The sequence below is a fragment of the Amphritea atlantica genome (assembly GCF_024347255.1).
Taxonomy (GTDB): Bacteria; Pseudomonadota; Gammaproteobacteria; order Pseudomonadales; family Balneatricaceae; genus Amphritea; species Amphritea atlantica.
In genome coordinates this window covers 3,195,405-3,221,140 of record NZ_AP025284.1, presented here as the reverse complement: position 1 = coordinate 3,221,140, position 25,736 = coordinate 3,195,405, and the positions used below count along the sequence as shown (strand labels likewise).

Sequence of the window (25,736 nt, the reverse complement as noted above, 5' to 3'; positions counted from 1 at the left end):
TAGCCGTGAAGGGGGACAACAACCGGACTCACGCTGCTTGAACGGGTTAGAAGGTATAGTTGAACCGAACCCGGGCTGCAGTGGTTTCATCGTCCACGACATTTGATGCGCTCGAGTAGGAACCGGCAAAAGTGACGGTTGCTTCTGGAATACCAAACAGAGGTACTGAGTAAGCGATATAGCTGGTGGTCACATCAGGGTCAGGACCGGTGGCGTTATCCTCGTCGGAGCGGATGATACCCGCGCCCAGATTGCCGTAGGTGAAGTTCGCCGCATAGGAGTTCACTGTCTGGTCGGTGTTGTCATCTTCCAGACGGGATGCAGAGATATTGACGTTAGCGCCGGACAGATCAAAGTTCGCCGTTAATGCATAACCGGTCTGATCAACATTGCCGCCCGCGGTCAGGTCGTACTTAACACTTTCAAAACCTGCCGTCAGGCTGAAGGCGTCAGCGCTCCAGGTAACAGAAGGGCGGTAACCGGAAACCGCGGTACCATTGTCACCGGCGGTGTCATCATCACCATAGAGGGTATCCAGTTCAAACTTCAGGCTGTCCGAGGCTTTGAAGTGCAGGGCGATCTGACCCCCATCGTCACCGGCAAAACCGCGTACTTTGTTTGCTTCATAAACCGATACGCCACCGGCATGGGCAACCAGGGTGTCTTTACCCAGAGGGAATAGATTGATCGCCTCGAAGCGGCCGATCTGCGCATCCCAGCTGTTGTTGCCCAGCTGAATATAGGCATCACGCACCACCACATTTTTATCGCCATCGGTGGTCAGACGCACGCCGCCTTTGGCAGCAACGAAGTATTCTCCGTTTTCATGTTTTGAGGCGACATTCAGTTCGACAAAACCGTTCTGGTCATAGGTTGTGGAGGAGGTTGCGGTATCAACCGCATCGGTATCCAGTTCAAGATTTGCATCAAACGCAAGTTGTGCCTGTGCCAGGCCTGATAGCGTGCAGCCAAGAATTGCGCCGGTGAGTAAAATTGATTTATTCAAAGTGAAACCTCTTACGATTATTATGTTTATTTTTCGTATTTTTGTTTATCAGTTTTATTTCTGTGATCTGATGAGATTTATTTAATAGGAGGTGGATATTTTGAACAAATACAAAAATGATGGATGTTGTGTATTTTTTTGACTATGGATTATATCTGTACTTTTAGGTGTCTGAATTTATACTTTTTTGATTGTTTGATTAGTCTGTTTTTAGGGTGTGATTTTTTATGGTTGGGGCTTCCCATATATCAGATTCTGGCCTGTATCAGAGGCATGTCGTAACTATTTGTCGTAACTGTTTGTCGTAACTATGTTTCGTAACTATTTTTCGTAATTGTGAGTCGTAACTATTATGGATTTTATGGTATGGCTTTTTATGGATGATTATTGTTGGCAGGCGGCTAAAGGTTTTTGTGATGGTATCTGTTGTGATTTTTTTTATGAGATAGAAAAATGCATTGGAAGATGGTTATTCTAATGCTTTCTGTTTTTAAATTATTTATCAGGCTGGCTTGGTTGAAAAAGGTTTATTAAAAAAATGGCACTCATATTTAAAATATAAGTGCCCAAAGACCTTTGTATACACTCAGGTCATTCCGCGAACGAGCAGTTTTTCAGACAAGCTAATCAGATAAGCTGTTTAAGTAAGCCTTGCAGCTTAGACTCTCACCACTTTCATGGTGTTGGTGCCTCCCTGAGCATTGAGGTAATCACCCTTAGTGATAATAACCATATCCCCTGGCACTACGATTTTACGCTCAATCAGTTCCTGGACCGCCTTGGTATTGATCTCTTCGGGATCATACTGTTCGGCATAAAAGGGGATGGTGTAGACACCGCGATAGAGGCCCACTCTGAACTGCGTATCTTCACGGCCTGACAGGGCGAAGATCGGCACTGAGGTGCGTAAGCGCGACATCAGTTGGGGGGTAGCACCCGACTCGGTCATGCTGATGATCGCTTTAATGCCTACCAGATGGTTGGCCGCATAGATTGCAGACAGCGCGATGGTTTCATCGATGTCGTGGAAATCTTCATTGATCCGGTGCTTTGATCGTTTCGATGATGGGTGGCGCTCAGCCCCGAGGCAGACCCGCTCCATCGCCTGGACGGTCTCTGTTGGATAGTCCCCTGCGGCGGTTTCTGCGGATAGCATGACCGCGTCGGTATAATCCAGCACAGCATTGGCAACATCCGAGACTTCAGCACGGGTAGGCATTGGGCTGCTGATCATCGATTCCATCATCTGGGTGGCGGTGATCACGACGGTATTCAGGGTGCGGGCACGGGCGATGATATGTTTCTGTACCGCGATCAGTTCCGCATCACCAATCTCCACTGCCAGGTCGCCCCGGGCCACCATCACCGCTTCTGAGGCGCGGATAATATCGTCCAGTACTTCAGGGTCGGCGACGGTTTCTGCCCGTTCAATTTTAGCGACCAGCCCGGCAGTCGAACCGGCGGCCTTAAGCAAAGCCCGTGCTTCATGCATATCAGCGGCATCCCGGGGGAATGATACTGCCACGTAATCCACGCCAATAGCTGCAGCGGTTTTAATATCGTCTTTGTCTTTATCGGTGAGCGCCTTTGCCGAGAGTCCGCCACCTAAGCGGTTAATCCCCTTGTTATTGGACAACCAGCCGCCAACCAGAACCTCAGTATTCAGCTTGTTTTCGAACGTTTCAGTTACTTTTAATTCGATACGGCCGTCATCCAGCAACAGAATGTCGCCCACGCGGGCATCTTCTATCAGTGCTTTGTAATCAAGGCCCACCCGGGTGACATCGCCGGCATCACGATCCAGTGTTGCATCCAGAGTAAATGGCTGGCCAATTTTCAGTTTGACCTTTTGCTCAGCAAAGCGGGAAATACGGATTTTCGGACCCTGAAGGTCGCCCAGAATGGAAACAAACCGGCCGTGCTTTCTGGACAGTTTACGTACCAGTTCTGCGCGTTGACGGTGGTCTTCCGCTTCGCCATGGGAGAAGTTGAGGCGCACTACATCAGCCCCTGCGAGAATCAATTTTTCGAGTTGCTCTTCACTGCTGGTTGCAGGTCCCAGCGTGGCAATTATCTTAGTACGTCTCAACATTTTCATCATTTCCTCAGGCTGGCGCGTGCATCAGGGCCAGAGTGTTATCCAGCATACGGTTGGAGAACCCCCACTCGTTGTCATACCAGGACATCACTTTTACCAGTCGTCCGGATACCTTGGTTTGAGAGGCATCGAAGATTGAGGAAAGCGGGTTATGGTTAAAGTCAACTGACACCAGCGGAGCTTCGTTATAACCCAGCACCGCTGAGTGGGCGGCAGCGTTGGCAAGCAGTTGGTTGACTTCATCGACGCTGGTTTGCCGTTCGGCGATAAAGCTCAGGTCGACCAGAGATACGTTAATGGTAGGCACCCGTACCGCCATGCCATCAATTTTGCCGGCCAGTCCGGGCAGCACCAGGCCGACCGCTGCTGCTGCGCCGGTTTTAGTCGGAATCATTGACTGAGTGGCAGACCGTGCCCGGTACAGATCAGAGTGATAGACATCGGACAGGTTCTGATCATTGGTATAGGAGTGAATAGTGGTCATCAGGCCGCTCTCAATACCGATCTGCTGTTGCAAAACCTGAGCTACCGGTGCCAGGCAGTTGGTGGTGCAGGATGCATTTGAAATCACTTCGTGAGACTGACGCAAAATCTGATCGTTGACGCCATAGACCACGGTGGCATCAACGTTTTTGCCGGGGGCAGAGATAATCACTTTACGTGCCCCCGCAGTGATATGTTGCGCGGCTTTAGCGCGTTCGGTGAACAGCCCGGTACACTCAAAAACAACATCGACGTTCAGCTCTTTCCAGGGAAGTTCCGCTGGATTGCGTACGGCGCTGATGGTGATATTGTCACCGTTGACGACAATATTTTCATCGTCGTGGCTGACTTCGCCTGTAAACTGACCGTGAACCGTATCATACTTAAACAGGTGGGCGTTGATAGTGGCATCGCCCAGATCATTGATGGCGACCACCTGAATTTTATCGCGGTAGTTATTTTCATAAAGTGCCCGGAGCACATTGCGGCCGATGCGGCCAAATCCGTTGATTGCTACGCGAATTGTCATTGAATATACCTCGGTACTGGCGTTGTAAGTGTTATTTGTTGTTAATATTACGTAGTTTTATGCAAAAATCAATGGAGCTTTGAAAAATAAATTAGTAAACTTACCGATATAAAGGTATCGAACACAGGTTATATTGCAGGCTTTATACTCAGTTTGCGTCTGACCAAAGAGAAGCTCAGGAGTTACTATGCACACCGTTGTTAAACAGGTTACAGATCGAATCATTGCGCGCAGCCGGGCAACCCGTGAAGACTATTTAAGCCAGATGCAAGGCGCAGAAGAGAGGGGGGTGCACCGGGCCCGTCTATCCTGCGGTAATCTGGCGCACGGTTTTGCAGCCTGCGGGGCTGAAGATAAGCAGGCGCTGAAAATGGTTAACGCGGTGAATGTTGGTATTATTTCGTCATATAACGACATGTTGTCCGCCCATCAGCCGTTTGAACAGTTTCCTGATCAGATTCGTGAAGCGGTGCATGAGCTGGGGTCTGTGGCACAGTTTGCCGGGGGGGTGCCCGCTATGTGCGATGGTGTCACCCAGGGGCAACCCGGTATGGAGCTGAGTCTGTTCAGCCGTGATGTGATTGCGATGGCGACCGCGGTGGGCTTGTCGCACAATATGTTCGATGCTGCGCTCTATCTCGGTGTCTGCGATAAAATCGTGCCCGGCTTGCTTATTGGTGCATTACGATTTGGCCATCTGCCAACGCTGTTTGTGCCAGCAGGCCCCATGCCGAGCGGTTTGCCGAATAAGGAGAAAGCTAAGATTCGCCAGCTCTATGCCGAAGGAAAGGTGGGCCGTGATGCATTGCTGCAGTGTGAATCCGATTCCTACCACAGCGCCGGTACCTGCACCTTTTATGGCACCGCGAACAGTAACCAGATGGTGGTTGAGGTGATGGGCCTGCATCTGCCGGGTTCCTCCTTTGTTAATCCGGGTACTGAGATGCGTGAAGCGCTGACCCGTGAGGCGGCCAGGCAGGCTGTTCGTCTGACGGCTCAGAATGGCGAGTTCACTCCCCTGTATAAAATTGTTGATGAACGTTCTCTGGTGAATGCGGTGGTTGCTTTGCTGGCAACCGGCGGCTCCACCAACCATACCATGCACCTGATCGCGATCGCCCGGGCAGCGGGGGTGATTATTAACTGGGATGATTTTTCTGACCTGTCTGCTGTCGTGCCTTTGCTGGCAAAGGTTTATCCCAACGGTGAAGCGGATATCAACCACTTTCAGGCGGCGGGTGGTGTAGGTTATCTGGTCCGTGAACTGCTGGCTGGCGGCTATCTGCATGAAGATGTCATGACCGTCGTGGGGCAGGGGTTGTCACGCTACACTCAGGAGCCCTTCCTTGAGAATGGCAAACTGGTATGGCGCGAAGGGGTGCAGGAATCGCTGGACCCTGCCGTGCTGAGTTCCGTGGAGCAACCCTTCAGCCCGGATGGTGGGTTGAAACTGATGCAGGGTAATCTCGGTCGCGGTGTGATTAAAGTATCTGCCGTTGCACCTGAACATCAAATCGTCGAAGCCCCGGCGATTGTGTTTGAAGATCAGAATGAGATCGGTGCGGCCTTCGAGCGGGGTGAGCTGGAGCGTGATTTTGTTGCCGTGGTGCGTTATCAGGGGCCAACGTCCAATGGTATGCCAGAGTTACACAAGCTGACGCCCTTTTTAGGTACGCTGCAGGACCGGGGCTTTAAGGTGGCGCTGGTGACCGATGGACGGATGTCCGGCGCATCGGGTAAAGTGCCGGCTGCGATCCATGTCTGGCCAGAAGCCAGTCTGGGTGGGCCGTTGGCGCAGGTGGCCGATGGTGATCTGATCCGGGTTGATGCGACCACTGGCACTCTGGAACTGATCGCTGAAGATTCATCCTGGTTATCCCGAGGCCTGACGATGCCAGCTTCTGCGGCACAACATCATCATGGGATGGGGCGTGAGCTGTTTGCGCCGATGCGCGAGCAGGTTTGCTGTGCAGAAGAGGGTGCAACCGTTTTTAATTTTTCTGGAATAAAGTGAATGATCCAGTACGCACTCGTTGGTGACATCGGTGGCACTAATGCCCGTTTTGCATTGGTCCGGCCTGGCTCCGTGGTGTTAGAGCATGTGGATACCCTGCAATGTTCTGAGTATGACAATATTGATGCGGCATGCAGCGCCTATTTCAGCCGTGTCGGTATCGCCGGAATTGAGCGGGCCTGTCTGGCGTTTGCCTGCCCGGTGCAGGGTGAAGTGATTAACATGACCAACAATCACTGGCACTTTAGCCGCACAGGTCTGGCGCAACAGCTTGGCCTGAAACAGCTGAAGCTGGTGAATGACTTTACCGCGATGGCGCTGGGGATGCTGCATATCGCTGAGGATGAGAAAATTCAGGTGGGCGCTGGTCGCTCTCTTGAGGGTGCAGCGCGACTGGTCATCGGCCCGGGAACCGGGCTGGGGGTATCCGGATTAGTCAAAGCCAATGATGACTGGATTCCCTTATCAACGGAGGGGGGGCATATCAGTTTTGCCCCTGCAGATGACGTTGAGATCGATCTGTGGCGAGCACTGGTCGCCCGTTTTGGCCGGGTCTCGGTTGAGCGGATTCTCTGCGGCCAGGGGTTGCTGAATCTGTATCAGATCTTATCAGAGCTGCGGGGAAGCGAGATCGTCTGTGATTCGCCCGCGGCCGTGAGTATTGCTGCGGTAGAGGGAAGTGATCCTGTTGCGGTAGAGGCGCTAAGCCGGTTTTGTCGTATTCTGGGGGGCGTGGCGGGTGATAACGTATTAACGCTGGGGGCCCGGGGAGGTGTTTATCTCTGTGGTGGAATATTGCCGAGGGTGGTTGAGTTTTTCCTTCAGAGTGACTTCCGGCGGGCCTTTGAAGACAAAGGACGTTTTACGGCTTACATGCAGGCGGTTCCGGTCTGGCTCTGTATCGCAGATAATCCTGGGTTGTTGGGTGCGGCGGCGGCACTGGATAACAGTGAAGTGGCCGGCTGAGTTGTTAGACTATAATCTGTTCATCATAATGACTGCCCATTAGGGCCTGCACGCTGTTCAGGCTGGACAGGCGGCACTGATGTTGAGTGTCAGGCAACGTGGCTGTAACAGAACCTAGCCCCGGATTTTTTGAAGGAAACGTATCGTGTCGAGTGAGCAGACAAAGCGCATTTTGATTGTTGATGATGATAATGAGATTCGTGAACTGCTGGGGTCTTACCTCGGCCAGAATGGCTATGAAACGCTATCGCTTGAAAACGGTGAACAGCTGATTAAACAGCTGCAGACCACTCAGATTGATCTGATTATTCTGGATCTGATGATGCCGGGTGAGGATGGCTTCAGTCTTTGTCGCCAGGTACGTATCGATTCTGACGTGCCCATTATCATGCTCACCGCGTCCGCTGAGGAAACTGATCGTATTGTCGGTTTAGAGTTAGGCGCTGACGATTATGTCGCCAAACCTTTTAATCCAAGAGAGTTGCTGGCCAGGATCAAGGCGGTTTTACGCCGCAGTCGCTCGGCGGGTACGTCTGGGTCGAAAGGGCGCTATTTCTGTTTTTCCGAGTGGCGTCTGGATACCGTTAACCGTGATCTGATCGGTAGTTCCGGTGAAGTTATTCCGTTGAGCGGGGCCGACTATAATCTGCTGCTGTTGTTTCTGGAAAATCCAAATAAAGTGCTGAATCGTGACGATCTGCTCGGCGCTACCCGGGGACGGGAGTCCAGCCCATATGATCGCAGTATCGATGTGCAACTAAGCCGGCTGCGACAACGTCTCGGTGAAGATGCCAAAGACCCCCACATCATTAAGACCGTCAGGGGCTCGGGCTATGTGTTATCCGTTGAAGTCGAGCGTGAGATGTGAAGCGTTGGTTCTGGTTTCCCCGTTCACTGCTGGGTCGAATGCTGGCGGTGATGTTGCTTGGCGTGTTGCTGGCTCAGGTGATGAGCAACCTGGTCTGGGTGCAGGAGATTAACCGGGAGAATGAGAAGATGGCCAGCAGCATGGCTGTGGATCTCGCCGAAAGTGTTTCCTCTACCGTTACTTTTTTTAAGGCGCTGCCCAGTGAATATCGGCACATCGTTTTGTCCCAGCTACGGGATATGGGGGGGACCCGTTTTTTTGTATCACTGAATAAAGAGCTGATCGCAATTGAAGATATTGAGGACTCTAAGCTCAAGAGCATCGTGATTGATAATTTTATTCAGGGATTACGTAAAAAGCTGGGTAATAAAGCGGAGATTATCGTCAGTTTTTCCCGCCCCGAGACGCTTCATGTGTTTAATAATCAGACGCTGTTGTTGGATCTTCCGCCACGATGGTCGCAACAAAGTCTTATTTATGATCCCCAATCACCACCTATTTTAGTCGCTCAGATCGGCATGGAGGAGGGGGAGTGGTTGTATCTGGCGGCGTTGCTGCCCAAACCTGATCTCCTAATTAAGACCGATTACCTGCCCGCAGACCGGCTCTATTTTCTGGGATTGTTACTGGTGATCCTGCTGCTTTTGGGCGGGATGATTGTTCGCTGGCTCACCCGTCCTCTGGATAAACTGGTGCAAGCGGCGGAGCAGTTGGGGCGGGAGATCGATGTGCCACCCCTGAAGGTGCAGGGGCCTCTGGAGATTCAGGCAACAGCTCAGGCCTTTAATCGTATGCAGGAACGCATCACCCGTTTTATTGATGATCGGCAGCGATTGTTTTCGGCGATCTCCCATGATCTTAAAACGCCGATAACCCGACTGCGGCTGCGGGCAGAGATGCTGGATAAGGAGCATGACCGGGAGACGTTTGGCCGCAACCTGGAAGAGCTGGACAGGATGGTGTCTGGTGCTCTGGAGTGCGCCCGGGGGACGGATCTTCATGAAGAGGTGCGGCCGACTGATATTATGGCATTGCTGGGTGCGTTACAGGATGATGCAGCGGTGCAGGGGCGAAATGTTAACGTGGTTGGTGATGTGGGGCCGGTCTTCTGGGGACGACCTATCGCGCTTAAACGCTGCCTTGGAAATCTGATCGATAATGCTATTTTCTACGGACAGCAGGCTGAAGTGTTTGTCCTGAACAGTCCTGATCTGCTCACGCTGCGGATCTGCGACCGGGGTGCAGGTATTCCCGAAGAGATGATTGATCAGGTGTTTGAACCCTATTTCAGAGGTGAATCATCCCGCAATCGTTATACCGGAGGGTCGGGGCTGGGGCTTGGTATTGCACGAAATATTGTTCATGCGCATGGGGGTGAGTTAGAACTGCATAACCGTGAGGGTGGTGGGCTGGAAGTGTTGATCCGACTACCACGGCATTAGAAAAGGGGTGTTTGCATACCTGTTTTTAGTATTGCGGTTTTTAGCATTATTGCTCTCTTCCCCTTGATGGGCATCGCTGGTTCTTCAAGGTTAATTTATTCTTTGTAACACTTTGTTACACTTCCTTTCCTGCTGTAACCCTAACCTTTTAAAGGCCGTGCTTTAATGCAATCACCTGTCATCGAATGTGACTGGAAAAACCTCAAAGCCTAATAAAAACAAACAAAGGTAAAGGTCAATGAGTCTTAAAAGTGCAAAAAAAGCCGTATTAGCGACAGCGTTATCCGGTCTGGTTTCAATAGCTGCTCAGGCGGGTAATGTTGAGGTCCTCCATTACTGGACCTCCGGTGGCGAAGCTAAATCTGCCGCTGTGCTGAAGCAGTTGCTCGAAGCTGAAGGTCATCAGTGGAAAGATTTTGCTGTGGCCGGCGGTGGCGGTGAAAGTGCCATGACTGTTCTTAAGTCCCGGGCTGTTTCGGGCAATCCCCCAAGTGCTGCACAGATTAAAGGTTTAGATATCCAGGAATGGGCTGAGCTGGGCTTTCTCACGCCGTTGGACGCGGTTGCAGACAAAGCGGGCTGGGATAATCTATTACCGACTGTGGTTAGTAACGTCATGAAGTATGACGGCCATTATGTGGCGGTGCCTGTCAACGTTCACCGGGTTAACTGGCTCTGGGCCAACCCTGAGGTGTTCAAAAAATCAGGGGCTGAAGTTCCAACCACCTGGGAAGAGTTTTTCACTGCCGCCGATAAGATTAAGGCGGCTGGTTTTATCCCTTTAGCCCATGGTGGTCAGGCCTGGCAGGATGCGACCCTGTTTGAAGCGGTTGCCCTGGGCATGGGTGGTGCAGATTTCTATCGCAAAGCGTTTGTAGAGCATGATCAGAGTGTACTGACGAGCGCTAAAATGACTGAAATTCTGGCAACCTTTAAGCGTTTAAACCAGTACATTGACGCCGATGCGGCCGGACGTGACTGGAATATTGCCACCTCAATGGTGATTAATGGTAAGGCTGCCATGCAGGTGATGGGTGACTGGGCTAAGGGGGAGTTTACTGCCGCCGGTAAGCAGCCTGGTAAAGACTATCTTTGTGTGGCTGCACCCGATACGCAGAATGGCTTCACCTTCAATATCGACAGTTTTGCGATGTTTGATCTCAAAGATGCCGATGATAAGCAGGCTCAGGCCGATCTGGCCCGTTTGATTATGGAGCCTGAATTTCAGGAAACCTTCAATCTCAACAAGGGATCGATCCCGGCCCGTCTGGGAATGCCAAGAGATAAATTCGACAGCTGTGCTCATAAATCGATGGATGACTTTGTCGCCACGGCAAAGTCGGGTGGTCTGGTGCCCAGCATGGCTCACGGTATGTCCACCACCTCTGCGGTTCAGGGCGCCATCTACGATGTCGTCACCAACTACTTCAACAGCGATTCGCTGACGCCTGAACAGGCAACCGAAAAGCTGGCCCGGGCAGTTAAAGCGGCGATCTAAAGCGCTTATCTAAACTTCTCACTTCTGCTTGAATGCTCCTTAGGGAGCGGTTCCGGGGTATCGCCATAGGTGATACCCCTCTCCAAACTCGTATGAGGATGACCTCTATGAAGACGAATGCTACTTCCGATGCTGCCGGCACCCTGTCCACCAGGGGCCTATTGGCAGACTCATCCGCACAGGGGGCAGGTTCTTCTAATCTGTTAGATCTGATGCAGCGCTGGCTGCCGAAACTGGTGCTGGCGCCCACGGTAGTGATGACGCTGCTGTTTATATATGGCTATGTTATCTGGACCGGGGTGCTGTCCCTGACTAAATCACGTTTTTTGCCCAACTATAACTTTGTCGGTTTTGCCCAGTACGAGAAGTTGCTGGACAACGATCGCTGGTCGGTGGCTTCGCTGAATATTGTTATCTTCGGCGGACTGTTTATCCTGATCTGTCTGTTCATCGGTGTGGTTATGGCGATTCTGCTGGATCAGAAGATTCGTGCAGAGGGTTCAATCCGCACGGTGTTCTTATACCCGATGGCGCTCTCTTTTATCGTTACCGGTACCGCCTGGAAGTGGATTCTTAACCCGGGCCTGGGGTTGGAAAAACTGCTGCATGACTTTGGCTATGAGAGCTTTCAGTTTGACTGGCTGGTTAACCCGGATATGGCGATCTATACCCTGGTGATTGCAGCGGTATGGCAGTCATCCGGTTTTGTGATGGCGCTGTTTCTTGCTGGCCTGAGAGGTGTTGACGGCTCGATCGTTAAAGCAGCGCAACTGGATGGTGCCAGTATGCCGATGATCTATCGTCGTATTATTCTGCCCCATCTGCGGCCGGTATTTTTCAGTGCCTTTATTATCCTTTCCCATATTGCGATTAAGAGCTTCGATCTGGTGATGGCGCTGACCGGTGGTGGGCCTGGTTATGCGACCGATCTGCCGGCGACATTTATGTATGTGACCACTTTCAGTCGGGGACAGATCGGTCTGGGGTCCGCCAGTGCGATGATGATGCTCGGTGTGGTTCTGGCGATTCTGATCCCCTACCTCTATTCCGAACTGCGGGGTAAAAACAATGCCTGATTCAATCTATACCAACGCCCGTAGTATCAGGGTCGGCCGAATGGCGCTGTATGCGGTCTTGCTGTTAGCGGTGCTGTTCTATCTTTTGCCATTGGTCGTGATGTTGTTAACCTCGCTGAAAAGTATGGCCGATATCCGCGCCGGTAACCTGATCTCCTGGCCCGAGGAGTTTCTGCTGGATGCCTGGGTAAAGGCCTGGTCCTCAGCCTGTACCGGCGTGAGTTGTGAGGGGGTGGGGGCGTTTTTCTGGAACTCATTTCAGATCACTATTCCGGCGGTGCTGATCTCCACCTTTCTTGGCGCGTTGAATGGCTATGTGCTGACCAAGTGGAAGTTTCGCGGCAGCGATATCTTCTTTGGCCTGATGCTGTTTGGCTGCTTTATTCCGTTTCAGGTGGTGATTCTGCCGATGGCGCAAACCCTGGGATGGCTGGGGCTGGCGAATACCACAACCGGTCTGGTGTTTGTGCATATCGTTTACGGGATGGCCTTTACCACGCTGTTCTTCCGTAATTTCTATGTCTCGGTGCCCAGTGAACTGGTGAGCGCAGCGAAGATCGATGGAGCCGGTTTCTTTACCATTTTCTGGCGCATTATTTTGCCGCTATCAACCCCCATTTTTGTTGTCTGTATTATCTGGCAGTTCACTCAGGTGTGGAATGACTTCCTGTTTGGTGTGGTGTTCTCCGGCGGGGATACCCAGCCCATCACGGTCGCACTAAACAACCTGGTCAATAGCTCAACCGGGGTTAAGGAGTACAACGTTGATATGGCTGCGGCGATGATTGCCGCGCTGCCTACTCTGGTGGTGTATGTCCTGGCGGGTAAGTATTTTGTTCGTGGTCTGACCGCGGGAGCGGTGAAAGGCTGATCCAGACAGATTAAAAATAATAACAGGTACAAGGTTATGGCTACGTTAGAGATTTCAAGTGTTAAGAAAAACTACGGTAAAGTCGAGGTACTCAAAGGCATTGATCTGAGTATTAATGACGGTGAATTTCTGATTCTGGTGGGGCCGTCCGGTTGCGGTAAATCGACTCTGATGAATAGCATTGCCGGGCTTGAGGATGTCAGCTCCGGTGATATTCATATCGGTGGTACGAATGTGACCGGATTAGCGCCGAAAGACCGCGATATCGCGATGGTGTTTCAATCCTATGCGCTTTACCCGAGTATGACGGTGCGGGGCAATATCTCATTTGCGCTGGAGATTCGTAAGGTGCCAAAGAGTGAGCGGGAGGAAGAAGTTGAGCGGGTTGCTGATCTGTTACAGATCAGCCATCTGCTGGATCGAAAGCCCTCTGAGCTTTCCGGTGGTCAGCGTCAGCGGGTGGCGATGGGGCGGGCGCTGGCACGTCATCCAAAGATCTATCTGTTTGATGAACCGCTGTCTAACCTGGACGCCAAACTGCGGGTTGAGATGCGCACTGAAATTAAAAAACTGCACCAGCGTCTGAAAACCACCATTGTCTATGTTACCCACGATCAGATTGAGGCGATGACTCTGGCGGACCGAATCGCAGTAATGAAGGACGGAGAAGTTCAGCAGTTTGGTACTCCGCAGCAGATCTACGATGACCCTGCGAATATGTTTGTTGCGGGCTTTATGGGCTCACCGGCAATGAACTTTCTCACCTGCACGCTGGAGTGTATTGACGATGGTTATGGTCTGAGTGTGACAACTTCAGATGATGAACGTTATTTTCTGCCACTGCAGCATGGTGATAGCTCACTGCAGGAGTGGATCGGCAAAGAGGTGATACTGGGAATTCGTCCTGAGCAGATCACTCATGTGATCCCCCATAAACAGGAGCAGAGCTGTGTTGCCCGTTTTACCGCAAAGGTCGCCGTGGCTGAACCCACCGGTCCCGATACCCTGGTGTTGATTAACCTGAATGGTCAGGAGGTTGATTGCCGGGTTCACCCGATGGAGGAGAAGCCCGCCGGTAGTGATATGGAGTTTATGGTGGATATGTCGAAAGCGGTGCTGTTTGATCCCAGGACAGAAAAAAGATTGCTTTAAATCAGATAGCTGCAGTGAGGTGTATTTTGTTTTAGCTATAAATGACCCTGCAATCTATGGAGAGCCAGCCTAAGCTAGCCTGGCTTTCCCTGTTCTGTTATTGGGATGAGCGATCTATGATCAGGAATAAAGAGCGAATTCAACCAGCGTTTAAGCCCTTAGATTCTATGGGAGGGACGTCGATACGATACTTTGAACAGGATAAGTCAGCCACTCAGGATAACTGTCTTCACTATCATGATGACTATGAGTTACACCTGACGACTGATGGCGAAGGGCGAGTGTTTGTGGGTGACTATATGGGGCACTTTGCTCCTCAGAGTCTGATATTGATTGGTCCGAATCTGCCACATTGCTGGGTTAACCAGTCAGGTGATAATGATGACCAGGGCTGCACCGAGCGGATAATCAACTTCTCACCGGAGCTTGTTTCAGCTCATACTAAGGGGGTGCCGGAAATGCAGGCGCTGACCCCTTTTTGGGAGAGAGCGCAATACGGTATTGAGTTTCTTGATGTTGATGCGATTGCCAACATTCAACAGATTTTTGATGATATTGCAGCGTTATCCGGTTTTCGTCGGGTGCTGCGATTCTGGTTTTTGATTGATCTGCTGGCTGCGGTGACTGAATACCGGGTGTTGTCTGATGCTGCCTATTTGTCCTGTAAAGATGATACCAAATCAGTACGACTGGACCAGGCGGTAGCCTACATTATTGAAAATTATAATACCGGGATTACGCTGGAGCAGGTGGCCGCACATATTGGCATGAGTGTCGGGCATTTCTCCCGGTTATTTAAGCGGGAGACTGGTTGCCGGTATATTGATTTTGTTAATGGAATTAAGATTAATAAGGCATGTGAGCAGCTTACCCACAGTGACCGGTCGATTACTGAGATCTGTTTTGATGTCGGTTTTAATAATATTGCCAACTTCAATCGTCGATTTTACGACGTGAAAAAAATGACGCCCTCTGAATATCGCAGGGTCGCTTTGAAATCTTTATACGGCTATAAGTCTTTCAGCGGTGCCAGCGGCCTTTTGGTCAGTCAGTAACCCCTGAGGCATTATTACTGAGACTGACGATAAACCCGCTGAAGCTCCATGGCGATGTGTGGACAGCTGTCTGCTGGATATGCAGACACCGGTATAGCCGGATATAGCAGATAGAAGACGGGCCATAGAGGCCCGTCTGGTTTTACCATTTTAAAGCTGCTAACGTGCAGTTTTTGGTGCTTCATGAGCCTTGCTTCGATCGCTTAGGAGCGGGTTTCGCTGGCTGTTTAGTCCCCATTTTACTGCGTACAATATTCATCAGCCCCTGAGTTGATGGGTCATACTCAGAACTCTTCAGCTCAATATTACGGCTGATCTCAGTCGCCAGGCGCTTACCCAGTTGCACCCCCCACTGATCGAATGAGTTGATATTCCAGATCGTTCCCTGCACAAACACTTTATGCTCATACAGGGCGATCAGCGCGCCCAGGTTGTGGGGTGTTAACCGATCCAGCAGCAGGGTGTTACTGGGTCGATTACCCGGGCAGGTCTGATAGTCGAGGATCCCTTCCTGCTGATCTCCATTCATAAACGCGTTGGCCTGGGCGAGCATATTGGTGAGCAGGGCAAAGTGGTGCTCTTCGGTTTTCTCGTCGGGCTCAAGGGAGGCGATAAAATCGATCGGCACGAAGCGTGTACCCTGGTGAAGCAGCTGGAAAAAGGCGTGCTGACCATTCGAACCCGTCTGGCCCCAGACGATGGGACCGGTTGCAAAGTCGACCGGATGACCCTCCATATCCACCGACTTGCCATTACTTTCCATATCCAGCTGTTGCAGAAATGCCGGAAGCTGGTGCAAGGCCTGATCGTAAGGGATGATAGCCTGGGTTTCTGCCCCCAGGAAGTTTATATTCCAGATGCCGATCAGGGCCATCAGTACGGGCATATTTTTGATCAGGGGAGCTTCAACAAAATGGCGATCCATTTCGTAAGCCCCCTCCAGCAACTCGATAAAACGGTCGTAACCGATGGACAGGGCGATTGCCAGACCGATGCTTGACCAGAGAGAGTAACGCCCACCCACCCAGGCCCAGAACTCGAAGATGTTTTCCCGGCGGATACCAAACTCCATCGCTGCCGCCTGATTGGTCGACAGGGCAACAAAGTGCTGGCCGATGTCAGACTGACCGGTGTTGTCCATAAACCAGCGTCGTGCGGTACTGGCATTCAGCAGTGTTTCCTGGGTGGAGAAGGTTTTGGTAGAAACGATAAACAGGGTGGTTTCGGGGTCAAGGCTGGTCAGCACTTTCTTAATATGCTGCCCATCGACGTTGGATATAAAGTGAAAACTCAGCTCAGGATGCTTGTAGTTCAGCAGCGCACGGCACACCATATTGGGGCCCAGATCGGAACCACCGATACCGATGTTGACGATACTGCGGATCCGTTTGCCACTAAACCCTTTCCACTCACCGCTTCTGACCTTGTTGCTGAACGTTTCCAGTTTTTTCAGACTGGCACGAATGGCAGGCATGACATCCTCACCGTTGACGACCACCGGCTCTTCACCCCGGTTGCGCAGTGCTGTATGCAATACCGGCCGTTTCTCCGTTACGTTAATAATATCACCGGAAAACATCTGAGCACGGCGTTGATGAAGGGGGGAGTGATCTGCCAGTGTGATTAATGTTTTAAGTGTCTCATCGCTGATCTTATTTTTCGAATAATCCAGAAATATTTCCCCCAGCTGAAGGCTCATTTTATTAAAACGTTCAGGGTCGTTTTTAAAATAATCTGAAATTTTATCGTTGCTGTTTTTTTCAGCCAGTTTAACAAGTTTTTTCCAGGTGACTGAAGAGCTGAGTTGATACATAAATATCTCTCTTTTTATTGTTAGCCTTGATTAAAGGCGCTGTTAACGCTGTCTTTTTATCATGTTGTCGATGTCATATCTGATAGCAGACAGGTCGACCGGTAGCACCGGGGAGCTACTATCAGATAGCTTTTAATGTAACATAACGTATAAATACTAACTTTAATTAACAATATATCACTAATTATATGTAATAAAAACAAAATAGTTGTATCTGTGTACTGTTTGTGCGTGAGCCGTGAATGGTGGGGGGAGGCTCTGCACTTCTTCGTTCTATCCGTCTGTATGGCAGATGCTGGTTTTTATGGAAACGTTGTATGTTTACTAAATTTTTTATCGTTTTAGTAAGTGTTTAGAACGTTTTAGATATTTAAGATGCAGTGTTTAGATGGTTTTTATTGCGGCTGTCATTCGTTTTCATAATATCTATCGAAGGATTTATTGATCCTGAATATTTTATCTTCCAGTGATAACCGGAAGTTAATACTTTATTTCCGGTTACCTATAAAAAAAGACGGAGAAGTATGAAGTGAATTACAATAAGAAAGAGTTTGTAAAGTCGATGCTTGGAGCGGCTATTCTGGTGGCTTTGTCCAGTCAGAGCATGGCCGGTACCGATTTCAATGCTAACCTCGAACTGGATACTGATGCTACGGATACTGCAGCCGCAGATACGACTTATGATCAGAATGGTCGGGTCGAGGTCAACGTGCTTTCCCGTCGTGAAAAAGGCGAATATTTTGTTCAGGCAAAAGGGACCGTGCTGCTCACCGTTGATGGCACAACCTCTGTTGATGACGCCTATGTTCAGTTCGGCTCAAAAACCTGGGATCTGCAGGCCGGGCGCTTTGAAGCGGTAAACCTGTTCCCGAAAGCAAAAGATACCCTGATTGTTCATGCGGGCGGTGTGAGCGTCTATGAAGCCAATATGGTACGTGGTCGTATCGGTGATGGCGGCGGCCAGTTCGCATTGCACTACAATGCAAACGACAATGTTAAGTTTGAACTGGCAACCATTTTTGGTGATGAGAATGCTTCGGGCGATGACACGACAGCGGTTTCCGGCGTACGCCCTTCTATCACCTGGAGTACCGAGGGTTTCAGTCTCTTTGCGGGTTACGAGAAAGTTAAATATGATCTGACCGCTGGTGGTACTCAGGATAAAAGTGGTTTCGGTATCGGCACTAACTTTGATCTGGGTGCAGCTAATATCAATATCGCAGCTGCCCGCTCAAAAGATGAAAACAGTGACGAAAAGGTCACCTCATACATTGCCAACATGGTTTACGGTAACTTCGGTGCCGGTGTCATTCGTTCAGATGTTGATCAGGGCAGCAATACCGATCCAAACGTCACCACCGCTTATCTGGCGTACAGCGTTCCGCTGCTGGATATCGAAGGCGCAACGGTTACCTTTGCAGGCTCTTTCTCGTCAGCTGATAATGTCACTGATGATGAAGCGACAGCACTGCGTGTGCGCTTAAACTATACGTTTTAAACACTGATGTTATCCCCCTGGCGGTTTGGTGCAATGGAACCCCTTCCCATTGTGTCATCTCGCCGGGACTGATTCACCTGAGGAGTTTATCGACTGGCGGCTGCTGGCAGCGCTAACACATAAGCTTCTGTGCCATTTGCCGACAGAGATCTCTGATGCCTGTCGGTTTTTTTATATCTGGATCAGGGCATGGGGCAGCTTTCGCGGATAAGCAGCTCAGTTGGCAGTATTGTTTCGCGAGGAGGGGTTGGTTTTGTAAACAGGCTTGCTGCAATCTCACCTTTGGCAAAGTTATCCTGCTTAACGGTTGTCAGTGAGGGGGAGCTGGTAAGCGATTCGGGGACGCCATCAAAACCTATTATTTTAAGCTCTTGTGGGATTCTGATTCCCATTCGGGTTGCCTCTTTTATGGCAGTTAATGCATAGGTGTCGGTCATGCAAAAAAGGGCATCCGGCCGGGGGGTGCAGTGCAGCGCTTCACGCACGGCAAGCAGGGCTGAGGCTTCCGTGTTATCCGGGATATGCCAGAGTCGCTCATTGGGCAAAATCATATTGTGTTCACTCAGCGCCCGACGGTAACCCTGCAGGCGAAGCGCCGCGACTGAAATGGTGTTGCTGAACAGATCGTTATCGTTGTAGACACGACACACATGTTTGGAGTTGATGATGCGTAATCCCAGTATGGCGGGGTATTTCGGACAGTGCTGCAGTGCCAGATCTGCGCTGTTGAACGCGCCGCCGAAATTGTCACTGGCGATGCTGCTGTGATCCCCCATAGCGCAGTCGACGGCAATCAGTTTTTTGCTTTGCAGCGTGAGCTGATCAAAAATGGCGTCGTCCTCAATATGGCCGTAGACAATAAAGCCATCGACGGTTGATTGTAACCGGCGTACCTGGTTGGTGCTGGATAGCTCCCGGGAGTGGATCAGTAGCATGCTCAGATGCTGACTCTCCAGCTCGGTGGTCACGCCGTTGAGGAATTGATTGGCAACACTGTCGTTCAGGTTATAGCTGAGGCAATCTGGCAAAACTATGCCAATCACACCCTGGCTACCGCTGCAATCTGCTTTACGGGGGGAGCCAGAGCTGCGATATCCCAGTTGCTGGCACTCAGACAAGATGCGTTCGCGCAGCTCCGGTGAGAGTTGATCCGGATGATTGAATGCATTCGAAATAGTCGCTGTTGAGACACCTATATGGTTAGCTGCATCCCGGATAGTGGGGCGGGGTGCTTTTTTGCTGTCAGCGATCATAGCCTGAGTCTCCGCTGTGAAGAGCCGTCAGAGGTTCTCTCTTTAATGTTTCATGGGTGAAACATTTTAAATAAGCAATCAGTTTCATAATGGATGCATTCTTATTGTTATATGGCTTAAGAGATGGAGTGATATGACTTACTCTGATATCAGGTCATACCGGTCTGCCGTAACAGGCTTCTCTGAAACAGAAGTGGATTTTTTAACTTATTGTTTAATATTAACTTTACCTCTTTTACTTAACGCGACAGGCTTTCTTTGTCAGGCTCAATCGAGCGTCTGAAAAGCCATTGTCGGGTTAAAAACAATCCCTGTCAGCATTTTGAAGTTTAGCTCTGCTTTGGTTTGTAGTTAAAAAAATCTAATCATTGAGGTGAATAATACTCAAACAATATTGACAACTCAATGGCTCCGATCTAGTATTTGACAACGTTGTCAATAGATGGTCGTAAGTTGATGGTATCCATTAAGCAGGTGGCGAAGCAGGCCGGAGTTTCTTTTAAAACCGTTTCCAGGGTGGTGAATAATGACCCTAATGTGCGTGAAGAAACCCGGGCCCGGGTGCAGGAAGCGATCGCTGCTTTGAACTACAGACCTAACCGGGCCGCTCGTATGATGCGTAATCAGCAGTCGGGTGTTATCGGTTTTATCTCCGATGAAGTGGTGACTCAGCCCTATGCCGGAGACCTGTTGATCGGGGCTCAGGAGGTGGCGAGCCAGCATGATAAGGTTTTAATGGTGGTTAACATTGAAAACGATCGTATTGGCAGGCAGCGAGCCATTGATATGTTGCTGGAGCGACGGGTAGAAGCTCTGGTCTATGCGAGCTATTACCATAAAGAGGTGCAGGTGCCGCAGGAGATGTTGCAGGTGCCATCTGTGTTAGTGAACTGCTATGCGGAGAACGAAACGCTGACCACCTTTATTCCTGACGAAGTTCAGGCTGGCTATGACGCTACGCGGCTGCTGCTTGAACAGGGCCATAAACGCATTGGGCATATTACTCTGAATCCGGATATTGTCGCTTCGGTAAAGCGACTGGAGGGTTACCGCAAGGCACTCGCTGAGGCCGGTATTTCGTATGATCCGCAGTTGATTGTTCAGGGGGAGTCACGCTTTGACGAAGCCGGGGATAGTGCCAGTGTTGAAAAAGCGGTTGCAGAGTTGTTGAAACTGACTCATCAGCCAACCGCCTTTGTCTGTGGGAAAGATGAATTTGCAATGCAGGCCTACTTTGAATTTTCTAAGCGTGGCTTGCAGGTCGGCAGAGATATAGCGGTCACCAGTTTTGATAATCAGCGCATGATAGCGCCAGGTTTGTCGCCCGGACTGACGACCATGGCATTGCCTCATTTTGAGATGGGCCAGGCCGCGATGAACAGTATTTTCAATCAGGGGGATGATATGGTCACCCGGTTGATCCCGTTTTCGGTTATTGAGCGGCAGTCTCATTTGCTGAAAAATTAGTGCTTATAATCAAGATAAAATAACAATAAGGGTCAAAACATGAAAAGAATGAACATCTCTCTTTTGTCTTGCGCTGTAATGACAACGTTGACATTCAGTGTTGGCAGCGTCATGGCTGCGACGTCTGAAATCAAGCTGTGGCGTCATGAGACGAGTAATATTAAGGAGATCGAAGTCAATAAGGCGACGATAGATCGTTTTAATCAGTCACAAACGAAATGGCATATTACTGCAGAGATGATCCCCGAGGGTTCATATACCCAGACGGTCACTGCAGCAGCACTGGCCGGAGATCTGCCCTGTATTCTGGATATGGATCAGCCGGTTGTGCCTAACTTTGCATGGTCAGGTTATCTGCGTCCTCTTGAAGGGCTGCTTTCTCAGGACGCGCTTGATGGTCTGATTGGCAGTGCGAAGGGCACATACAAAGGTAAAGTCTTTTCTGTTGGTCAGTTCGATGTCGCGCTGGCGTTGTTTACCCGTAAATCGATTCTTGAGAAATATAACCTGCGTCAGGCCACCTATGTGCAGCCGTGGACTAAGGCTGAACTGCTGGATGCCCTGGCTAAACTGAAAGCATCCGGTGAGTTCCGGTATCCGCTGGCAATGCGTACCGGCTGGACCGGTGAGTGGTACTCCTATGGTTATGCACCGATGCTGCAGAGTTTTGGTGCAGACCAGATCGACCGTGACAACTATGTCACCTCTGAAGGTGTGCTCAACGGTGAAGCAGGACTGGCCTGGGGTACCTTCTTTCAAAGCCTGTTTGACAAAGAGTATGTTGATCGTAACCCCAGTGATGACAAAGCGTTTGTTCAGGGGCGTGCGGCATTGGACTACGTTGGCAGTTGGGAGATGGCAAATCACTCTGAGCAATGGGGCGATGACCTGGTTGTGATGCCGGTACCTGATTTTGGTGGCGGTCCGGTTATCGGTGGTGGTTCCTGGCAGTGGGGTATTACCCAGTCATGTGCGAACCCGGAAGGTGCTGCTGCATTCGTTGATTTTATGCTGCAGCCTGAAGAGATTGCCGCTATGTCAGTGGCAACGGGCATGATTCCTTCCTCTCCTGAAGCTGCCGAGCTGACTGAGCATTATCAGGTTAACGGTGACTGGCGTTTTTTCTACGATTTTTCAGCCGCGTTTGCTGTACTGCGTCCAGCGACCCCAGCCTACCCAATTATTTCCAGCACCTTTGAAAAAATGGCGCGGAATATAAAAGATGGTGCTGATGTGCAGGATGCCCTGGATGAAGCGGTCGATACTATCGAGCGCAACATTTCTGACAATAAAGGCTACGGTTTTACTCAGTAAACCGGTCTTTCCAGATTGTTACTGTGCTCTGTAAACGGGGGGCAGTAACAGTCTGATAGTGAAGCAGCGAGAAATCTGTATGAATGCTAATACGTCTGTTAACAGTAGCGACACGCTAACCGTGTCATCCGGTCGGCCTGCTGAGACCCGCCGTCCACCGAGAAAGCGTTATGTCTTTCTTATGAGTGCTCCGGCTCTGCTGGGTCTGTTTATGTTTATGGTTCTGCCGTTTTTAATGGCACTGGGGATGTCGTTTACCGATCAGCGTTTGTTGTCGCCTAATGCGACAGAGTGGGTTGGGTTACGTAACTATGACCGCTTGTTGAACATTAGCTGGTTGGTGCAGGAGCCAGTTTCAGACGCAGATAATCATCTGAAACGGACCGCCGAGGGTGAGCTGGTCTATCCAAGACTGCGTTCAGTTCTGCGTAAGAACCCTGAATATAAAGAGTTTAAGGAGTTCACCCACTGGTCTTTTGGCGATAAACGGGTGGTTCTTCTGGCGAAGGATCCGAGCTTTATCCAGTCCATTATCAATACGTTACTGTTTGTCATTCTGGTGGTCCCCATCCAGTGTGGTACCGCCCTTGGATTAGCGCTGCTGATTAATCAGAAACTGCGGGGAATCTTTCTGTTTCGAACGGTATTTTTCTCGCCGGTGGTGACATCGATTGTGGTGGTGTCGATCGTCTGGAGCTTTCTGTATCACAAAGATTTAGGGTTATTTAATCACTATCTGAATGCGATGTCGTTTGGACTGATCGGTCCGGTTGACTGGCTGGGCGATCCGGACTGGGCAATGCCCTCGATTGTACTGATGTCTGCCTGGCAGGCGGCCGGTGTGCAGATGCTTATTTTTCTGGCGGGTTTGCAGGGCATATCCGGCGATCTTTACGAAGCTGCTGAGCTCGATGGAGCCGGTCCCTGGGGCAAGTTTGTTAACGTGACGCTGCCGGGGCTGAAGAACACCACAATTTTCGTTGTTATCAGTACCACGATTCAGGCCTTTGGTCTGTTTACTCAGGTTGATGTGATGACCCGGGGTGGTCCACAGGGCTCTACCTCGACGGTTATGTATCATGCCGTGACCAAGGGATTCCGCGAACAGGATATTGCCTATGGTTCGGCGATCAGCGTGATTTTCTTTCTGGCTATTCTGGCAATTGCGTTGCTACAGAAACGCTTCTTTGACAAGCGGGAGGATGCGTAATGAAACGTTTACAAAAGCTGGGCGCTTATCTCTTTCTTCTATTGATCGGTTATGTGTTCCTGTTCCCGCTGCTGTTTATGATTATGTCTTCATTTAAGCCGGAGCAGGTGATCTTTGCTGATCTTTACAGTATTCGTGCGATTTTGCCGGTCGGCGATCTTACCCTGGATAACTATCGTCAGGTATTTGAAAAGAGTGATGTTTTGCTCTATTTCCGTAACTCAATCCTGATTACATCGGCGACCGTGATTCTCGGTCTGTTCGTTAACAGTTTACTGGCATTCACTCTCTCCCGTATGCGCTGGAGTGGTCGCAAATATATTCTTGCGGCGGTGGTTGCGCTGATGATTATCCCTATTGAGGCGATTGTGGTGCCTCTGTTACTGCTGGTCTCCAAGTTGCCAACAATCGGTTGGGAGCAGGGCGGTCTGGTGCTGATGGGGTCCTGGTTAAACTCGCTGGAAGTGCAGATTCTGCCGTTTGTTGCGAACTCCTTTTTTATCTTCCTGTTCTATCAGTTTTTCAGGGATATCCCGAAAGATTTTGATGAAGCCGCTGAGCTGGATGGTGCGACACCGTTTCAGATCTACCGACACATTATTGTGCCGATGTCCGGCCCCGTATTTGCCACCGTGGCGATCCTGCACTTTCTGCTGATGTGGAATCAGTATATCTGGCCGATTATGGCGGTGCAGGGGGAGGACGCCCGTCCGGTTATGCCGGGTATTCAGATCTTCTTTGGCAGACAGACCAGTTGGGGGGAGATTATGGCCTACGCCTCATTTGTTACCCTGCCGGTGCTGGCCGTGTTCCTGGCGTTCCAGAAGAAGTTTGTAAGCAGTCTGGCCGGAGCCGGCATAAAAGGCTGACCGGTTGTTGGAAAAATAAGAATTTATGTACTTGATCGCCTGTACGGCAGGCGATCTTGGGAGAAGAAAAATGGCAGACGTAAAACTGACCAAAGTCGTTAAGCGCTATGGTGATGTTGAAACAATTCACGGTATCGATCTGGATATTAAGGATGGTGAATTCGTTGTCTTCGTTGGCCCATCCGGTTGTGGTAAATCTACACTGCTGCGCATGGTTGCAGGGCTTGAAGAGATCACCGAAGGTGAGCTGCATATTGATAATGAATGTGTCACCTCTGTTGCAGCATCCCGTCGGGGGGTGGCGATGGTGTTTCAATCCTATGCCCTCTATCCACATATGACGGTGCGGGAAAATATGGGGTTTGGCCTGAAAATGGCAAAAACGGATAAGGTTGAGATTAAACGGCGGGTGGATGAGTCGGCCAAAATCCTCCAGCTAGAGCCATTACTGGATCGCAAGCCTAAAGCGCTTTCTGGTGGTCAGCGTCAGCGGGTCGCCATTGGCCGGACCATTGTGCGCAACCCCAAAGTCTTTCTCTTTGACGAGCCATTATCGAATCTGGACGCCGAACTCCGCGTTCAGATGCGGGTTGAGATCGCTAAACTGCACTCTCAGCTGAAGAATACCATGATCTATGTAACCCATGATCAGGTGGAAGCGATGACCATGGCGGATAAGATCGTCGTTTTACGGGGTGGAAATATCGAGCAGGTCGGCAGCCCGATTGAGCTATACCTGAACCCGGTTAATGAGTTTGTTGCGGGTTTCATCGGCTCTCCCCGGATGAACTTTTTTGACTGTGATGTTATCGCTCAGACCGATGATTCTCTGACGCTGAAACTGCCTTGTGGTGAAGTGTGTCAACTGGCGGCGGATGTTAGTCATTCTCCGGGCATGACCCGGGTGAAACTGGGTATCCGCCCTGAGCATCTGAAAGAGGATCAGAGTGGCGAAATCAGGATTGGCGTCGATGTTGATGTGGTGGAGCATCTCGGTGGCTCAACCTATGTCTATGCCCGTTACAGTGGTGAGCATGAGCTGATTATTCAAACCGGTGGGTTAAGCCCGGTCAGACGGGGCGATCATTGTGATTTCAGCTTTAACCTCGACCAGTGTCATCTGTTTGATTGTAACGGTCTGACACTCAGAGCGGCCAAACCAGTACCGCTTCACACCCAGGCACCTGTCGCGCAAGCCCTCTCAGGTTAATCACAGCTTTTACGTTTCTCAGCACACCAGCAGCGTCTGGTGTG

20 protein-coding genes are annotated in these 25,736 nt (G+C 50.4%); 15 read left to right on the top strand and 5 right to left on the bottom strand.

The features are described from left to right. Positions 1 to 46: 46 nt before the first annotated feature. The 3 genes from OCU43_RS14710 to gap all read right to left on the bottom strand — a co-directional run bounded on the left by OCU43_RS14710 (position 47) and on the right by gap (position 4,116). Positions 47 to 1,006 carry a carbohydrate porin gene (locus OCU43_RS14710; protein ID WP_091356657.1) on the bottom strand — a complete coding sequence of 320 codons (960 nt, stop codon included), beginning with the start codon at positions 1,004 to 1,006 and terminating at the stop codon, positions 47 to 49. A 658-nt stretch (positions 1,007 to 1,664) separates the two neighbouring features. After that, a complete protein-coding gene (gene pyk, locus OCU43_RS14705) occupies positions 1,665 to 3,098 on the bottom strand; it encodes a pyruvate kinase (protein WP_091357135.1) in 1,434 nt (477 codons plus the stop codon). Positions 3,099 to 3,111: 13 nt separating this feature from the next. Next, positions 3,112 to 4,116 carry a type I glyceraldehyde-3-phosphate dehydrogenase gene (gene gap, locus OCU43_RS14700; protein ID WP_091356660.1) on the bottom strand — a complete coding sequence of 335 codons (1,005 nt, stop codon included), beginning with the start codon at positions 4,114 to 4,116 and terminating at the stop codon, positions 3,112 to 3,114. A gap of 187 nt (positions 4,117 to 4,303) precedes the next feature. Between gap and edd the strand changes: the two genes are divergently transcribed. The 9 genes from edd (at position 4,304) to OCU43_RS14655 (ending at position 15,058) form a co-directional block, all read left to right on the top strand. Beyond that, positions 4,304 to 6,130: a phosphogluconate dehydratase gene (gene edd, locus OCU43_RS14695; RefSeq protein WP_091356662.1), complete on the top strand. Its 1,827-nt coding sequence runs from the start codon at positions 4,304 to 4,306 to the stop codon at positions 6,128 to 6,130. Further along, positions 6,131 to 7,096, top strand: a complete 966-nt coding sequence (locus OCU43_RS14690; protein ID WP_091356665.1) for a glucokinase — start codon at positions 6,131 to 6,133, stop codon at positions 7,094 to 7,096. Between the two features lie 145 nt (positions 7,097 to 7,241). Beyond that, positions 7,242 to 7,964 (top strand): response regulator, encoded by a 723-nt coding sequence (locus OCU43_RS14685; protein ID WP_091356668.1) that lies wholly within the window; start codon positions 7,242 to 7,244, stop codon positions 7,962 to 7,964. After that, entirely contained in the window at positions 7,961 to 9,406 is a 1,446-nt protein-coding gene (locus tag OCU43_RS14680; RefSeq protein WP_245756532.1) for an ATP-binding protein, read from the top strand. Before OCU43_RS14685 ends, OCU43_RS14680 begins: the two co-directional genes overlap by 4 nt. Before the next feature lie 238 nt (positions 9,407 to 9,644). Next, the gene (locus OCU43_RS14675; protein WP_091356674.1) at positions 9,645 to 10,904 is read left to right on the top strand and encodes an ABC transporter substrate-binding protein; all 1,260 of its coding nucleotides are present in this window, start codon (positions 9,645 to 9,647) and stop codon (positions 10,902 to 10,904) included. Between the two features lie 212 nt (positions 10,905 to 11,116). Beyond that, positions 11,117 to 11,980, top strand: coding sequence for a carbohydrate ABC transporter permease (locus OCU43_RS14670; RefSeq protein WP_217647416.1), 864 nt, complete (start codon positions 11,117 to 11,119; stop codon positions 11,978 to 11,980). Beyond that, complete coding sequence (locus tag OCU43_RS14665) at positions 11,973 to 12,851, top strand: carbohydrate ABC transporter permease (protein ID WP_091356678.1); 879 nt, start codon at positions 11,973 to 11,975, stop codon at positions 12,849 to 12,851. The genes OCU43_RS14670 and OCU43_RS14665 overlap by 8 nt, the downstream gene beginning before the upstream one ends. 36 nt (positions 12,852 to 12,887) lie before the next feature. Next, positions 12,888 to 14,003, top strand: a complete 1,116-nt coding sequence (locus OCU43_RS14660) for an ABC transporter ATP-binding protein (RefSeq protein WP_091356680.1) — start codon at positions 12,888 to 12,890, stop codon at positions 14,001 to 14,003. 116 nt (positions 14,004 to 14,119) lie between these two features. Beyond that, on the top strand, positions 14,120 to 15,058 hold the full coding sequence (locus OCU43_RS14655; protein WP_091357137.1) for a helix-turn-helix domain-containing protein: 939 nt from the start codon (positions 14,120 to 14,122) through the stop codon (positions 15,056 to 15,058). Between the two features lie 181 nt (positions 15,059 to 15,239). On the opposite strand, the gene pgi is transcribed toward OCU43_RS14655, so the two are convergent. Continuing rightward, positions 15,240 to 16,871 (bottom strand): glucose-6-phosphate isomerase, encoded by a 1,632-nt coding sequence (pgi, locus tag OCU43_RS14650; RefSeq protein WP_091356683.1) that lies wholly within the window; start codon positions 16,869 to 16,871, stop codon positions 15,240 to 15,242. Positions 16,872 to 17,400: 529 nt separating this feature from the next. Between pgi and OCU43_RS14645 the strand changes: the two genes are divergently transcribed. Next, positions 17,401 to 18,369, top strand: a complete 969-nt coding sequence (locus OCU43_RS14645) for a carbohydrate porin (RefSeq protein WP_245756533.1) — start codon at positions 17,401 to 17,403, stop codon at positions 18,367 to 18,369. Positions 18,370 to 18,551: 182 nt separating this feature from the next. On the opposite strand, the gene OCU43_RS14640 is transcribed toward OCU43_RS14645, so the two are convergent. After that, positions 18,552 to 19,622, bottom strand: coding sequence for a LacI family DNA-binding transcriptional regulator (locus OCU43_RS14640; RefSeq protein ID WP_091356684.1), 1,071 nt, complete (start codon positions 19,620 to 19,622; stop codon positions 18,552 to 18,554). Positions 19,623 to 20,045: 423 nt separating this feature from the next. On the opposite strand from OCU43_RS14640, the gene OCU43_RS14635 reads away from it, so the two are divergent. The 5 genes from OCU43_RS14635 to OCU43_RS14615 all read left to right on the top strand — a co-directional run bounded on the left by OCU43_RS14635 (position 20,046) and on the right by OCU43_RS14615 (position 25,692). Next, positions 20,046 to 21,089, top strand: coding sequence for a LacI family DNA-binding transcriptional regulator (locus OCU43_RS14635; RefSeq protein ID WP_139203164.1), 1,044 nt, complete (start codon positions 20,046 to 20,048; stop codon positions 21,087 to 21,089). A 39-nt stretch (positions 21,090 to 21,128) separates the two neighbouring features. Beyond that, the gene (locus OCU43_RS14630; protein ID WP_217647411.1) at positions 21,129 to 22,403 is read left to right on the top strand and encodes a sugar ABC transporter substrate-binding protein; all 1,275 of its coding nucleotides are present in this window, start codon (positions 21,129 to 21,131) and stop codon (positions 22,401 to 22,403) included. A 79-nt stretch (positions 22,404 to 22,482) separates the two neighbouring features. Continuing rightward, entirely contained in the window at positions 22,483 to 23,613 is a 1,131-nt protein-coding gene (locus OCU43_RS14625; RefSeq protein ID WP_217647412.1) for a carbohydrate ABC transporter permease, read from the top strand. Next, positions 23,613 to 24,482 (top strand): carbohydrate ABC transporter permease, encoded by an 870-nt coding sequence (locus tag OCU43_RS14620; RefSeq protein WP_091356692.1) that lies wholly within the window; start codon positions 23,613 to 23,615, stop codon positions 24,480 to 24,482. The genes OCU43_RS14625 and OCU43_RS14620 overlap by 1 nt, the downstream gene beginning before the upstream one ends. A 70-nt stretch (positions 24,483 to 24,552) precedes the next feature. Further along, entirely contained in the window at positions 24,553 to 25,692 is a 1,140-nt protein-coding gene (locus tag OCU43_RS14615; RefSeq protein WP_091356695.1) for an ABC transporter ATP-binding protein, read from the top strand. The last annotated feature ends 44 nt before the right edge of the window (positions 25,693 to 25,736 follow it).